Source organism: Allobosea sp. 05T439, assembly GCF_056396005.1.
Genome location: NZ_JBFTKP010000001.1, coordinates 102,425 through 115,990 on the forward strand (window position 1 = coordinate 102,425; position 13,566 = coordinate 115,990).

Here is a 13,566-nt window from a genome sequence, read left to right on the forward strand (position 1 = left end):
AATTAAGCCTTTAGTGGAAGTCGCGAGAGCGCGGCAGCACCCTGACATTGCGCGGGTGCGTATGTTGGCGCGGCGGCAGGCGGCTGTCGGATTGCGGGTGCTGCACCTCGTCGGCCCGCGCCAGGGTGCGGTGCAGCAGCCCGTCGGCGAGCCGCGCCAGTTCCTCCGAGCGATCCTCGATCCTGTCGACCACGAGATGGACGATGCCTTCCGGACTGCGTTGCAGCCGGCCGGCGAGCAGGACGAGCCGCGCGCCCATCGCCTGCCGGCGATAACGCTCGAAGGTCTTTGGCCAGAGCACCGCATTGGCGATGCCGGTCTCGTCCTCCAGCGTCATGAACATCACACCCTTGGCGCTGCCCGGCCGCTGGCGCACCGTGATGATGCCCGCCAGCCGGCAGCGCGTGCCGTCGGATGCTGTCAGGACCTGATCGCAGCTCAGGGCCCGCTCACGTGCGAAAAGCGGGCGCAGGAACTGCATCGGATGCCCCTTCAGCGACAGGCGAAGATGCTGGTAATCCGCGATGACCTGTTCGGAGTCCCGCATGCGCGGCAGCAGGGTCTCGGGCTCCTGGGCGAGTTCGGCGCTCTCGCTCGCCGCAAAAAGCGGCAGCGGCCTGTCATCCGGGAGCCTTCGCACCTCCCAGAGCGCCTCGCGCCGGCTGAGCCCGAGTGAGCCGAAAGCATCGGCATCGGCCAGCGCGACGAGGGCACGCGTGGGCAACCTCGCGCGCCGCGCCAAGGCCTCGACGCTGTCATAACCCTGCCCGCGCGCCGTCACGAGCGCCTCGCCAAAAGCCTTCGAGATCCCGTCGATCTGGCGCAAGCCGAGCCGCATCGCGAGGGCGCCGTCCTCGCGGCGCTCCAGCGTGTTGTCATGATCGCTCAGATTGATGTCGGCTGGCCGGATCTCGACCTTGTTGTCCTGCGCAGCGCGGATKATCTGCGCCGGAGCATAGAAACCCATGGGCTGCGAGTTCAGAAGCGCCGCGGTGAAGGCAGCGGCATGATGACACTTGAGCCAGGCCGAAGCGTAGACCAGCAGGGCGAAGGAGGCCGCGTGGCTCTCCGGAAAGCCGTATTCGCCAAAGCCCTTGATCTGGTTGAAACAAGCGGACGCGAAGGCGCGGTCATAGCCGCGCGCGACCATGCGCTCGACCATCATCGTCTCGAAATTCTGGATCGTGCCGACATGGCGGAAGGTCGCCATGGCACGCCGCAAACCATTGGCCTCATCCTCGCTGAACTTCGCCGCCTCGATGGCGATGCGCATCGCCTGCTCCTGGAACAGCGGCACGCCGAGCGTCTTTTTCAGAACCAACTCCAGCTCGTCGGGAAACCCATGTTCCGGCGCAGGCGAAGGGTAATGCACCTCCTCGGCTCCGTTCCGTCGCCGCAGATAGGGGTGGACCATATTGCCCTGGATCGGGCCCGGCCGGACGATCGCGACCTCGATGACGAGATCGTAGAATTCCTTCGGCCTCAGCCGCGGCAGCATGTTCATCTGCGCCCGGCTCTCGACCTGGAAGACGCCGATCGCATCGGCCCGGCAGAGCATGTCGTAGACCTCGCCATCTTTGGATGGGATCGTCGCCAGCTCCCGGCGTTCTCCCCCGTGCAGGGCGATCAGGTCGAGCGCCTTGCGGATGCAGGTCAGCATGCCGAGCGCGAGCACATCGACCTTCATCATCCGGAGCGCGTCGATATCGTCCTTGTCCCACTCGATGAAGCTGCGGTCCTTCATGCCGCCCCAGCCGATCGGCACGCATTCGTCGAGCCGCCCGCGCGTCAGCACGAAGCCGCCGACATGCTGCGAGAGATGGCGGGGAAAGCCGATCAACTCGGTCGCTAGCGCGGCCGCGCGCGCGATCATCTGATTGGCGGGGTCGAGCCCCGCCTGCCGGACATGGTTTTCCGGCAGGCCGTCGCCCCAGCTGCCCCAGACCGTGTTGGCGAGCGCGGCCGTGACATCCTCGCTCAGGCCGAGCACCTTGCCGACCTCGCGAATGGCGCTACGCGGCCGATAGCAGATCACCGTCGCGCAGATGCCGGCGCGCAGCCGGCCATAGCGCTCATAGATATACTGCATCACCTCCTCGCGCCGCTCATGCTCGAAGTCGACATCGATATCGGGCGGCTCCTTGCGCTGTTCGGAGAGAAAGCGGGCCAGGAGCGAATTGCCCTCCATCGGGTCGACCGCGGTGACCCAGAGGCAGTAGCAGACCGCCGAATTCGCCGCCGAGCCCCGGCCTTGGCACAGGATCGGCGGCTCCTGTGCACGGGCGAAGCGCACGATGTCGTGGACCGTCAGGAAGTAGCGCGCGTAATCGAGCTTCGCGATCAGTGCGAATTCCTTGTGCAGCAGGTCGCGTACCTTGCTCGGGATGCCCTCGGGATAGCGCCTGTTCGCTCCTTCCCAGGCGAGATGCTCCAGATGTTCCTGCGGGGTGCTGCCCGGCGGCACCGGCTCGTCCGGATACTCATATTGCAACTGGTCGAGCGAGAACCGGCAGCGTTCGAGGAAGCGCACCGTCTCCGCCACCATCTCCGGCGCGTGCCGGAACAGGTGGGCCATCTCGCGCGGCGATTTGAGATGGCGCTCGGCATGGGCCTCCAGCATGCGCCCGGCTCGCTCGATCGGGACATGCTCGCGGATGCAGCTGACGACATCCTGCAAGGGCCGCCGCTCGGGCGCATGATAGAGCACGTCGTTGACGGCAAGGCAGGGCACGCCCGCCCTGGTCGCGAGCTGCACCAATGCATCGGCGCGGCGCCGGTCGTCGCCGCGATGCGGCATGTCGATACCCAGCCAGAGTCGACCGCGCGCAAATTCGAAAACGCTCGCGAGTGCCGCCGCGATCTCGCTGTCCGGCCGCCGGTCCGGCATCAGGATCAGCAGCATGCCTTCCGCGAATTCGCGCAGGTCGGAGAGCGTGAGGATGCATTCGCCCTTCTTCTCGACCTTCATCTTGCCGTGGGTCAGCAGGCGGCAGAGCCTGCCATAGGCGTCGCGATCCTGGGGATAGGCGAGCAGGTCGGGCGTGCCATCGGACAGGACGAGGCGGACCCCGACCGCGAATGTCAGCTTCGTTGTGGCGATACCCCCCTCGCGCATCGCCGCATGGGCCCGCACCACGCCGGCCAGAGAATTGCGGTCGGCGAGCCCGATTCCGGCAAGGTCGAGTTCGGCCGCCCGGCCAACCAGTTCCTCCGGACTCGAGGCTCCGCGCAGGAAGGAGAAGTTGGAGGTAACCGCGAGTTCGGCATAGCGCGCGGCTGGTCCTCCCGGGGCAGCCTCGACCAGGCGATTGTCATTGAGCCCGCTCACGCGAAAAGCCCGTGCATGAACCAGGGTGGATGCGCGGCCTCGCGGCCATAGAGTCCGTCGCGATAAAGCCAGAAGCGCCTCCCGCCCGGCTCTTCGACGCGAAAATAGTCGCGGGTCGGCGCGATCCTGCCCGTCGTCGCCCACCATTCGGCGGCGATCCGCTCCGGCCCCTCCGCCTTGGCGACCTCATGCAGCACGCGCCGCCAGCGGAAACGCGTCGGCGGTCCGTCCGGAATTTCGGCCAGGACCTCGATCGGCTCAGGCCGCGACAGCAGCCGCAGGGGCCGTTCCGGGGCAGCGCTCGGTGCCGGCCAGTCTGGGGAAAGGCCGAGCCGTACAAGCTCGCCATGCCGCAGGGCGGGCACCGCCAGCGCCGCACGCTCGGGATCATGGCTGTCCTGCGCCAGGAAACGCCGCACGCGATCCGGGCCGATCCGGGCCGCGATCGCATCGGCGACCTCCGTCAATGCCCGCTCGGCGGCGGCTTCGTCGGGCTCCTCCTTCCCCCCGGCGGCGAGCGTTCCCTGATCGACGGCGAAAGGCTCGGTCGCACCGGCCGAGAGCCGGATCAGGTCGAAGCCGAAGCCGGGATCGAGCGGGTCCGCCAAGGCATCCAGCTTCAGGGCGAAGAGCCGGTCGAGCGCAGCCGGATCGCGCAACGGCATCCCGGTCTCGATGCCGAGACGGCGCACGGCCCCGTCACTGCGGAAAAAGCTCGCCTCGAACAGTCTTGCGCCTTCGCCCCGCGCTTCCAGCATGCCGGCGAGACTTTCCTCCAGGCCGGCCAGGGCGGCCCGGATACCGGCCTCATGCGCCAGCGGCTCGGCAAAACGCCGCTCCGCCATACAGTCCGGCAGCGGTCGTCGCGGGGACAGCGCCTGCGGCAGGCGGCCAAGCGCCTGGTCGAGCCTGTCGAGCAGGTCGCGGCCGAAACGGGCGGCCAGCGGCGCGCGCGGCCGCGTCTCCAGATCGGCGATATGGGTGAGGCCCATGCGCGCGAGCCCGTGCTGCCGTGCCGCCTCCAGTCCAAGCGCCGCGGTCGGCAAGGGCCACAGGGCCTCGCTCTCCCCGTCCGGCGGCACGATGCCGCCGCGCCCATAGCGCGCGACACCCCAGGCGGCGCGCGCCGTCCCGGCAATGGCGGCGCGCAGCGTAAAGCCCTGTCGTTTCAGCCGAAGCAGGCAGTCGCGGCCAAGCGCGGCCTCGCCGCCAAAGAGATGGGTGCAGCCCGAGATATCGAGCAGCAATCCATCCTCGCCATCGAGCGCGACCAGCGGTGTATAGCGGTCGCACCAGTCGGCAACGGCGTAGAGCAGGGCCGCATCGGCCGCCCTGTCCTCCTCGACCACGACCAGCCGCGGGATCATCGCCCGCGCATCGGCCAGCGCCATGGTCGCATGAAGGCCGAGACGTTCGGCTTCGGCATCGAGGCTCGTCAGCCGGAAGGCGCCCTTCGCCTTGCCCACCACAACAAGAGGACCAGGATCATCCGCTGGCCCGCCGGGCTGCGGGCCAGGCCTCTGCGATATTGCCCGAACGGATGCGCCCTGGCTGCGTCTGATCCGGTCGATGGGCAGGCGCGGGAACCAGAGCGACAGGAAGCGGCTCGCGGAAGCTATACGCATGACTGTCCCACTCCATCACCCACTGCCCTGTCGCCCCATGCCGGTTGCGCAGCACCGTGACCGCAAAACTCGGCCGGCCCGGCCCATGCGCTCTCATCCGCCCCTCCGAAGGCGCCGCCGAAACCGACCAGCGGATCGTCGCCGCGCTTGGAGCAGGACTGCTTCCCAGCCGCAGGAGAAAAGCCGTCGCGCCGGCATCCCGCGCCGCCAGGACGAGACGCCGGCTGGCCGTGAGATCGAGGCAGGCCGGCGCACCTTCGAGCTCGATCACCACCGCGCCGATACCCGAGCGCGGGTCATTGCCGCGCGGAAAGGCGTCGCCCGCCGCCTTCAGCACGGCAAGCGGATCGCGCCCCCGCACCGCAAGCACCCGGTCGGGATCGAGCCCGAACGCTGCAAGCCCCGGCGCATAGAGTTCGCCCCCTTCCGCGCCGGCGGAATCCTGCCGCAGCCAGACGACCGGCCGCCGCTCCAGCCGCGCGATCAGCCCGGCGACGAAGCCCGTCGCCGCCGGAGCCTGATGCGCCGCAGCCACGATCTCGTGCAGGGCATGGCGGCGCAGCGGCCCCAGCGCCGCATCGGCCGCCGCGTGGCCAAGGCTGAAGCTCGCCTCCCCGCCCAGCGAGACGGAGACGCTTTCCAAACCGGCAATGCTTCGCCGCAGCGCGGCGACGGCATGATCGCTCACGTCTTGGCACTCCAAATGTTCCTATTTTGTTCTTTATGACTCCGCCGCCTCAGACGAGTCAACAGCCTCCGTGACGCCCCGCCCCATAGCCCCCGATCCTGCTGTCACGGCCCTGTCATCTGTCGCCGATACCGGTTTGCGCACTGCAAGAGAGCATGAGCTCCGGACTGCGCCTCGCCCATGTCCGGATGTCGCCATGCTCGCTCCTCGATGGGAAGACCGTTCATGCTGCGTATCGAAGGCCTGACCAAGCGCTTCAGCGGCAAAGCCGCCGTGGACAATGTCTCGCTGTCGATCCCGAAGGGCGAAATGGTCGGCGTCATCGGCCGCTCCGGCGCCGGCAAGTCGACCCTGCTGCGCATGATCAACCGCTTGGCGGAGCCGAGTTCCGGCCGCCTGATCAGCGACGAGCGCGATGTCACCGCATTGAAGGGCGCCGAACTGCGCGCCTGGCGTCGCGACACCGCGATGATCTTCCAGCAGTTCAATCTCGTCGGCCGCCTCGACGTGCTGACCAATGTCCTGCTTGGCCGGCTCAATCACCGCTCGGCCTTCCTGACGCTGGTGAAGAGCTTCTCGCCGGACGACAAGATCCGCGCCATCGCCGCACTCGAGCGTCTCGACATGGGCCATCTTCTGGCCCAGCGCGCCGAGACCCTCTCGGGCGGCCAGCAGCAGCGCGTCGCGATCGCCCGCGCCCTGGTCCAGGAGCCGAAGGTCATTCTCGCCGACGAGCCGATCGCTTCGCTCGATCCGCGCAACACCCAGGTCGTGATGGATGCGCTCTTCCGCATTAATCGCGAGGACGGCATCACCGTGATCTGCAATCTGCATGATCTCGATATCGCGGCGAAATATTGCGACCGACTGATCGGCATGGCCGCAGGCAAGGTCGTGTTCGACGACGTGCCGCAGGCGCTGACCCGCGAGATCGCGGCCGAACTTTACGGCATCGAGGCCAAGGATGCCGGCGCCGAGGCGCTCGACGCGCTCGATGCCATCGCCATCGCCGAAGCCAAGCGCGCCAAGCAGACCGCGGCCTGAGCCGGGTTCAAGCCCGGCCAGGACCGCTCACACCTGAAAAGACCGCCAACAGCCTTCAACAGGAGCAAACCATGCTAACCCGTCGTCATACCCTCACGCTCGCCGCCGCCGGCCTGGCCGCGACGCTCGCCGCTCCCGCCTTCGCGCAGGACTGGAAAGCCAAGTATCCGGAGCTGATCTTCGCCATCATCCCGTCCGAGAACGCGTCTGGCGTCGTCGAGCGCTACACCCCCTTCGTCAACTACCTCGCGAAGGAACTCGGCACCAAGGTGACGCTGCGCATCGCCAACGACTATGCCGCGATCATCGAAGGCCAGCGCGCCGGCAACATCCATATCGGCATGTACGGCCCCGCCTCCTTCGCCCGCGCCCGCATGACCGGCGCCAAGGTCGATGCCTTCGCGATCGAGACCAATCTCGACGGCACCAAGGGCTACCACTCCGTCTTCTACGTGAAGAAGGACTCGCCCTATCAGAAGGTCGAGGACCTGAAGGGCAAGAATCTCGGCCTCGTCGATCCCAATTCCACCTCTGGCAACAATGTGCCGCGCTTCGTGCTCGACGGCATGAAGATCGAGCCCGAGACCTTCTTCGGCAAGGTCGTCTATACCGGCAGCCACGAGAACGCGGTCATCGCGCTCGGCCAGGGCACCGTCGACATCGCCGCCAACTGGTGGAACGACGAGCAGGAATCCAACCTGCAGCGCATGGCCCGCAAGAACATGGTCAAGGCCGACGATTTCCGGATCATCTACAAGTCCGAGCAGATCGTGAACTCGCCGATGGCCTATCTTTCCGACCTGCCGGAGCCGCTCAAGGCCTCGATCCGCGACGCCGTCCTCAACCTCGCCACCAAGGACAAGGTCGCCTTCGACAAGATCTATGAAGGCAAGCAGGGCCCGCTCGTCGCGGTCGACAACAAGGCCTACGACCCGATCATCGAACTGAACAAGTTCGTCGACGCGCTCCGCAAGAAGAAGTCTTCGTAAGCGCTTACCCGCCGACCGTCATGGCCAGGTTTGTCCCGGCCATGACGGAGTGGCGTCCCGCCGCGACTGGCGAACCCCGCGACGGAACCAACATGCCCCTGACGATCGATCGCAACGACCCCACCATTCGCGGCCATGCCGATCTCTATCGGCGCGAGATGGGCGCAAAGCGCCGCCAGGCCCTGCTCGGCGCCGCCATCTTCATCGCCTGCGTCACCCTCTCCGCGATCGGCTCGGAGGTCGATCTCGCGAAATTCGCCGCAAACGCCTGGCGTTTCCCGAAATACATCCTCGAGACCCTGCCGACCCTGCACCTCGCCACGCTCGGTGCCGATCTCAAGGAATGGTACTGGGGCCTGAACGGCTGGCTGAAACTGCTCTGGCAAACCCTGTTGATTGCCTATGTCGGCACCGTGCTGGGCGCCGTCGGCGGCTTCCTGCTCTGCTTTTCCGCCGCCGCCAATCTCGGCCGTGCCGGCTGGCTGCGCTGGGCCACCCGCCGATTCCTCGAATTCTGCCGCACCGTGCCGGAGATCGTCTTCGCGCTGATCTTCGTCATCGCCTTCGGCCTCGGCCCGCTGCCGGGCGTGCTCGCCATCGCGATCCACACCATGGGCGCAATGGGCAAGCTCTTCTCCGAGGTGGTCGAGAACATCGACATGAAGCCGGTCGACGGCCTCACCGCGACGGGCGCGGGCTGGTGGCAGACGATCCGCTTCGCCGTCGTCCCGCAGGTGCTCTCCAATTTCGCCAGCTACGCGCTGCTGCGTTTCGAGATCAATGTCCGCGGCGCCTCGATCATGGGCTTCGTCGGGGCCGGTGGCATTGGCCAGGATCTGATCGAGGCCATCCGCAAATTCTACTTCACCGATGTCAGCGCCATCCTGCTGCTGATCATCGTCACCGTCATGCTGATCGACTACGGCACCGAGCGTCTGCGCCACGCCCTGCTCAGCCTGGAGCACCGCTCATGAGCCTCGCCCTCAACGCCACCGAGCGCGCCGATCTCGTCCGTCGCCATCAAGGCGCCATCGACGGCTCGCTGAAGACACGCCTGACCACCATCGCGGTCGTTGCCGCCCTGCTCGGCCTCTTCCTCTATGGCCTGACCACACTGGAAGTCTCGTTCTGGAAGATCATCACCGGCATCGGCAATCTCGGCACATTCGTCGTGCTGATGCTGCCGCCGGATCCCGGCTCTGCGGCCCGCGCCGTGATCTTCGTGAAAGCGCTGTTCGAGACCATCGCCATCGCCTTTCTCGGCACCATCCTCGCCGCGATCCTCGCCTTCCCGCTCGGCTTCCTCGCAGCCAAGAACGTCGTCGCCAACCGCGTCATCCATTTCCTGGCGCGCCGCTCGCTCGACACCGTGCGCGGCGTCGATGCCCTGATCTGGGCCCTGATCTGGGTCAATGTCGTAGGCCTCGGCCCCTTCGCCGGCATGCTCGCAATCATGACCAGCGATCTCGGCGCCTTCGGCAAGCTCTATTCGGAAGCGATCGAATCCGCCGACCGCAAGCCCGTCGAGGGCGTGACCTCCTCCGGCGGCGGCAAGCTCCACGAGATCCGCTTCGGCCTGATCCCGCAGGTGTTGCCGGTCATCGCCAGCCAGGTGCTCTACTATATCGAGTCGAACACCCGCTCCTCGACCATCATCGGCATTGTCGGCGCCGGCGGCATCGGCCTCTATCTCGCCGAGACCATCCGCACCCTGGAATGGCAACAGGTCTCGTTCCTGATCCTGCTCGTGCTTGCCGCCGTGACCGCGATCGACTTCCTGTCCAGCAAGCTGCGCTTCGCTATCATCGGCAAAAGGGCCATCTGACGGACTGGCTCGTCATATGGCCCGGGCCTGCCCCGACCATTCGCACCTCGCCGGGAGCACGAGCGGCTGCCCTCACTCCGTGAACGGCTCGACCACCATTTCCATCCGCTCGCCGGCAAAGATGCCGTCGACCAGATGGATCGGGGTCAGGTCAGGCAGCGCGTCGACAGCCGCGGAGAGCATGACCGCGGCGCCGGGCTCGATCCTGAGCAGCAACGCCTCGCGCTCGCTGGCGAGCCGCGCCGAAAGCCGTGTCGAGAGTCGCACATAATCCGGGATGCCGCAGGCGGCGAAGGCTGCCGAGATCGACGAGCCGGCCCGGCTCAGCATCTTGTCGAAATCCGGGAAGCGCTCGGCCGAAAGGAGATGCACGCCGGTGCTCACCGGCACGCCACCGGCAAGGCTCAGCGTCTCGATCCGCCAGAGCGGCGCCCCGTCCTCCAATCGCAGCGCCGCGCAGGCCTCCGCCTCGCCCTTGACGATCTCGGCGCCCAGGATCGAGCCTGCCACGGTGATGCCGGCCGCACCAAAATTGGTCCGCATGCTGACGCGCCGGCCGATGCGATAGGGGAAGCGCGGCGCCGTGACCTGCGTCCCGCGGCCGCGAGAGACGCTGACCAGCCCACGATCGGCGAGATGCCGAAAGGCCTGGCGAACCGTATGCCGGTGCACGCCATAGCGCTCAGCCAGCGCGAGCGAAGAGGGCAATGTGGCGCCCGTCTCATATTCGCCGCGCCCGATCGCCGCTTCGATCTCGTCCGCGATACGCCGCCATGCCGTGGCGGCTTCGCCGGCCTGGCTGGCTGCATGGGCATCCGTCATCAAAGCTTCATCCAAAATGTATAGACCTTTCCCCGTGACGACCTTATCGTAGTCTAGACATTAGGCCCTGACCAGAGAGCGACCTGAGATGAGCGGGACCACTCCACGACAGCAATGGCTGGCAATCCTCGCCCGAGCCTCACGCGCCGAGATCGAGAGTCTCGCCGGCGGGCTCGGCGCCCTGCCCGACCATGACGTGCTGAAGGCGCCCGAAACCGGGACCGTCATGGTCGAGGGCCGCGCCGGCGGCGCGGGACGCCGCTTCAACCTCGGCGAAGCCACCGTGACGCGCTGCGTCGTACGCCTCGGCGACGGCACCATGGGCTTTTCCTACGCTCTCGGTCGCGATGGCCGCAAGGCGCGGCTCGCAGCCGTGATCGACGGGCTGTTGCAGGGCGAAGGCGAGGCTGGGCCGCTCCGCAGCGGCGTCGCCGAACTCGCAGATCGCCAGCAGGCGGCGCGCACCCTCGCCTCCCGCAAGGCTGCAGCCACCAAGGTCGATTTCTTCACTCTGGTCCGGGGCGCGTGATGCAGAACGACACACTCATTGGCGCCGGCCTTTCCGACCCGGTCTTCCAGTCCCAGGCCGCCTTCCGCGCCCTGCTCGCCGCCTTGTCGGAGCCAGGTCTCGTCCAGGACGTCGCAACCGGCTTTGCTGCGCCGGCAGGACTGGAACCGGCAACCGCCATCGCCCTGCTGACCCTTGCCGATTACGAGACGCCGATCTGGCTGCCGGCCGATCTGCGGGCCGGCCCCGCCGGCGCCTGGCTGCGCTTCCATTGCGGCGCGACATTGGTCGAAAGCCCTGATGAAGCCGCCTTCGCCGTGCTGAACGGCACCGATATCGCTCCGGCGCTGTCCGCCTTCAGCCCCGGCACCGACCAGTTTCCGGATCGCTCGACCAGCGTGATCGTACAATGCGCCAGCCTCGCAGGTGGCGACGCCGTGACGCTGGCCGGCCCGGGCATTGCTGACAGCCACGAGATTGCACCGAAGGGACTGCGCCCCGGCTTCTGGACCGAGGTCACGGCCAATGCCGCGCGCTACCCCCTCGGCATCGACCTTATCCTCAGCCATGGCGAGGCGATCATCGGCCTGCCGCGCTCGACGCAGATCCTGGAGGCCCGCTGATGTATGTCGCCGTCAAGGGGGGCGAGGCCGCCATCCTCGCCACACATGATCTCATCGCGGAAGCCCGCCGCGGCAACGAGGCCGTGCCCGAATTGGCCGTCGCGCAGATCCGCGAGCAGATGGGGCTCGCCTGCGCCCGCGTCATGAACGAAGGCTCGCTCTACGATCCCGATCTCGCGGCGCTGGCGCTGAAGCAGGCGCAGGGCGACGCGATCGAGGCCGCCTTCCTGATGCGGGCCTATCGCACGACCTTGCCGCGCTTCGGCTCGTCGGAGCCGGTCGACACGGCGCAGATGGCGATCCGCCGCCGCGTATCCGCCACCTACAAGGATCTGCCGGGTGGCCAGGTGCTTGGCCCGACCTATGACTACACCCACCGCCTGTTCGATTTCGCGCTGATGGATGGCGCCTCGCCTGTCGCAGTACCAGCGGCGGCGGCCGACCCGCTCGACGCCACCATGCCGCGCGTGCCCGACATTCTCGGTGCCGAAGGCCTGATGGAAGCCGAAGAGCCGCCCGAGGGCGATCCGCGTCCCTTCGACCTCACCCGCGAGCCGGTCTCCTTCCCCGCCGACCGTGATGTCCGGCTCCAGGCCATGGCGCGCGGCGATGAGGGCTTCATGCTCGGCCTCGGCTATTCCGTGCAGCGCGGATACGGCAATTCGCACCCCTTCGTCGGCGAGGTCCGGGTGGGCGAAGTCAGCGTCGAATTCGTGCCCGAGGAACTCGGCTTCGCCGTCGATCTCGGCGAGATCACGCTGACCGAATGCCAGATGGTCAACCAGTTCAACGGCACCAAGGACGTGCCGCCGCAGTTCACACGCGGCTATGGCCTCGCCTTCGGCCATGCCGAGCGCAAGGCGATGTCGATGTCGCTGGTCGACCGTGCGCTCAAGGCACGCGAGTTCGGCGAGGCGGCAGAGTATCCCGCGCAGCAGGACGAATTCGTGCTCTACCACTCCGACAATGTCGAGGCGGCCGGCTTCGTCGAGCATCTCAAGCTGCCGCATTATGTCGACTTCCAGGGTGAGCTCGAACTGATCCGCCGCATCCGCCGCGAGCGCGAGCAGCGCCTGGCGGGCGAGACCCAAGAGACCCAGGTCCAAGAGACGCAAGACACCCTGCCGGAGGCCGCGGAATGACCCTGCATCAGATCGTCCCCGGCGAAGATACAAAGCCGGCTTATAATTATGCCTATCTCGACGAGCAGACCAAGCGGATGATCCGCCGCGCCCTGCTCAAGGCGGTCGCGGTGCCCGGCTATCAGGTGCCGTTCGGCTCGCGCGAAATGCCGTTGGCGCGCGGCTGGGGCACCGGCGGCATCCAGATCACCGCCGCGATCATTGGCCCCGACGATGTGCTGAAGGTCATCGACCAGGGCGCGGACGACACCACCAACGCCGTCTCGATCCGCCGCTTCTTCGAGCGTACGGCGGATGCGAACACGACCGAGGCGACGGACGAGGCCACCATCATCCAGACCCGCCACCGCATCCCGGAAGCGCCGCTGAAGGCCGGGCAGATCATGGTCTACCAGGTGCCGCAGCCCGAACCCCTGCGGAAGCTCGAGCCGCGCGAGGCCGAGACCCGGAAGATGCACGCCTGGGCCGAATACGGGCTGATGCAGGTCAAGCTCTACGAGAATATCGCCCGCTTCGGCGAGGTGACGACGACCTATGACTATCCGGTCGACGTCAATGGCCGCTATGTGATGGCGCCCTCGCCGATCCCGAAATTCGACAATCCGAAGATGCATATGTCGCCCTCGCTCCAGCTCTTCGGAGCCGGCCGCGAGAAGCGCATCTATGCGGTGCCGCCCTATACCAGCGTGCGCAGCCTCGACTTCGAGGACCATCCCTTCCGCATCCAGAGCTGGAACGAGCCCTGCGGGCTCTGCGGCGCGACCGATTCCTATCTCGACGAAGTCATCACGGACGACCGCGGCGGCCGCATGTTCGTCTGCTCCGACAGCCACCATTGCGAGACGCGGCGCGCCGACGGTCATCGCGGCGCGATGCTGGCCGACGCATCGGCGCTCCATCTCGTCGACGACAAGCAGGCCAAGGACGAGGTGTCGAAGTCATGACCCAGCATGTCTCCCCGCAGGATCTCGG

12 protein-coding genes are annotated in these 13,566 nt (G+C 67.1%); 8 read left to right on the forward strand and 4 right to left on the reverse strand.

Annotation, left to right across the window (positions count from 1 at the left end; genetic code table 11):
* Positions 1–10 precede the first annotated feature (10 nt).
* Genes AC1DIO_RS00430 through AC1DIO_RS00440 form a run of 3 tightly spaced genes read right to left on the reverse strand, consistent with a single transcriptional unit; the run spans position 11 to position 5,641 of the window.
* Positions 11–3,328 carry an error-prone DNA polymerase gene (locus AC1DIO_RS00430; RefSeq protein WP_441504405.1) on the reverse strand — a complete coding sequence of 1,106 codons (3,318 nt, stop codon included), beginning with the start codon at positions 3,326–3,328 and terminating at the stop codon, positions 11–13.
* Positions 3,325–4,794, reverse strand: coding sequence for a Y-family DNA polymerase (locus AC1DIO_RS00435; RefSeq protein ID WP_441504404.1), 1,470 nt, complete (start codon positions 4,792–4,794; stop codon positions 3,325–3,327). Before AC1DIO_RS00435 ends, AC1DIO_RS00430 begins: the two co-directional genes overlap by 4 nt.
* Before the next feature lie 19 nt (positions 4,795–4,813).
* A complete protein-coding gene (locus AC1DIO_RS00440; RefSeq protein WP_441504403.1) occupies positions 4,814–5,641 on the reverse strand; it encodes an ImuA family protein in 828 nt (275 codons plus the stop codon).
* A gap of 225 nt (positions 5,642–5,866) precedes the next feature.
* Between AC1DIO_RS00440 and phnC the strand changes: the two genes are divergently transcribed.
* From phnC to phnE (AC1DIO_RS00460), 4 genes are all read left to right on the forward strand, one after another.
* On the forward strand, positions 5,867–6,685 hold the full coding sequence (phnC, locus tag AC1DIO_RS00445; RefSeq protein ID WP_441487998.1) for a phosphonate ABC transporter ATP-binding protein: 819 nt from the start codon (positions 5,867–5,869) through the stop codon (positions 6,683–6,685).
* A 71-nt stretch (positions 6,686–6,756) separates the two neighbouring features.
* Positions 6,757–7,674 carry a phosphonate ABC transporter substrate-binding protein gene (gene phnD, locus AC1DIO_RS00450; RefSeq protein ID WP_441487997.1) on the forward strand — a complete coding sequence of 306 codons (918 nt, stop codon included), beginning with the start codon at positions 6,757–6,759 and terminating at the stop codon, positions 7,672–7,674.
* Positions 7,675–7,766: 92 nt separating this feature from the next.
* Positions 7,767–8,648, forward strand: a complete 882-nt coding sequence (phnE, locus tag AC1DIO_RS00455) for a phosphonate ABC transporter, permease protein PhnE (RefSeq protein ID WP_476832371.1) — start codon at positions 7,767–7,769, stop codon at positions 8,646–8,648.
* Positions 8,645–9,499, forward strand: a complete 855-nt coding sequence (gene phnE, locus AC1DIO_RS00460) for a phosphonate ABC transporter, permease protein PhnE (protein WP_441504401.1) — start codon at positions 8,645–8,647, stop codon at positions 9,497–9,499. Before phnE (AC1DIO_RS00455) ends, phnE (AC1DIO_RS00460) begins: the two co-directional genes overlap by 4 nt.
* 72 nt (positions 9,500–9,571) lie before the next feature.
* Here phnE (AC1DIO_RS00460) and phnF read toward each other — a convergent pair whose 3' ends face one another.
* Entirely contained in the window at positions 9,572–10,321 is a 750-nt protein-coding gene (gene phnF, locus AC1DIO_RS00465) for a phosphonate metabolism transcriptional regulator PhnF (protein WP_441504400.1), read from the reverse strand.
* An 88-nt stretch (positions 10,322–10,409) separates the two neighbouring features.
* Here phnF and phnG point away from each other — a divergent pair, with 88 nt between their 5' ends.
* From phnG to AC1DIO_RS00485, 4 genes are read left to right on the forward strand one after another with little or no spacing between them, the layout of a single operon-like run.
* Entirely contained in the window at positions 10,410–10,850 is a 441-nt protein-coding gene (gene phnG, locus AC1DIO_RS00470; RefSeq protein ID WP_441487993.1) for a phosphonate C-P lyase system protein PhnG, read from the forward strand.
* A complete protein-coding gene (gene phnH / locus AC1DIO_RS00475) occupies positions 10,850–11,452 on the forward strand; it encodes a phosphonate C-P lyase system protein PhnH (RefSeq protein WP_441487992.1) in 603 nt (200 codons plus the stop codon). The genes phnG and phnH overlap by 1 nt, the downstream gene beginning before the upstream one ends.
* On the forward strand, positions 11,452–12,594 hold the full coding sequence (locus AC1DIO_RS00480; protein ID WP_441504399.1) for a carbon-phosphorus lyase complex subunit: 1,143 nt from the start codon (positions 11,452–11,454) through the stop codon (positions 12,592–12,594). Before phnH ends, AC1DIO_RS00480 begins: the two co-directional genes overlap by 1 nt.
* Positions 12,591–13,538 carry an alpha-D-ribose 1-methylphosphonate 5-phosphate C-P-lyase PhnJ gene (locus tag AC1DIO_RS00485; protein ID WP_441504398.1) on the forward strand — a complete coding sequence of 316 codons (948 nt, stop codon included), beginning with the start codon at positions 12,591–12,593 and terminating at the stop codon, positions 13,536–13,538. The genes AC1DIO_RS00480 and AC1DIO_RS00485 overlap by 4 nt, the downstream gene beginning before the upstream one ends.
* Positions 13,539–13,566: the final 28 nt, after the last annotated feature.

Excerpts from the sequence above, each read along its gene's own strand:
- phnC (WP_441487998.1), top strand. The coding sequence starts at position 5,867 with ATGCTGCGTATCGAAGGCCTGACCAAGCGCTTCAGCGGCAAAGCCGCC.
- phnE (WP_441504401.1), top strand. The coding sequence starts at position 8,645 with ATGAGCCTCGCCCTCAACGCCACCGAGCGCGCCGATCTCGTCCGTCGC.
- phnH (WP_441487992.1), top strand. The coding sequence starts at position 10,850 with ATGCAGAACGACACACTCATTGGCGCCGGCCTTTCCGACCCGGTCTTC.
- AC1DIO_RS00480 (WP_441504399.1), top strand. The coding sequence starts at position 11,452 with ATGTATGTCGCCGTCAAGGGGGGCGAGGCCGCCATCCTCGCCACACAT.
- phnF (WP_441504400.1), bottom strand. The coding sequence starts at position 10,321 with ATGACGGATGCCCATGCAGCCAGCCAGGCCGGCGAAGCCGCCACGGCA.
- phnE (WP_476832371.1), top strand. The coding sequence starts at position 7,767 with ATGCCCCTGACGATCGATCGCAACGACCCCACCATTCGCGGCCATGCC.
- phnD (WP_441487997.1), top strand. The coding sequence starts at position 6,757 with ATGCTAACCCGTCGTCATACCCTCACGCTCGCCGCCGCCGGCCTGGCC.
- phnG (WP_441487993.1), top strand. The coding sequence starts at position 10,410 with ATGAGCGGGACCACTCCACGACAGCAATGGCTGGCAATCCTCGCCCGA.
- AC1DIO_RS00485 (WP_441504398.1), top strand. The coding sequence starts at position 12,591 with ATGACCCTGCATCAGATCGTCCCCGGCGAAGATACAAAGCCGGCTTAT.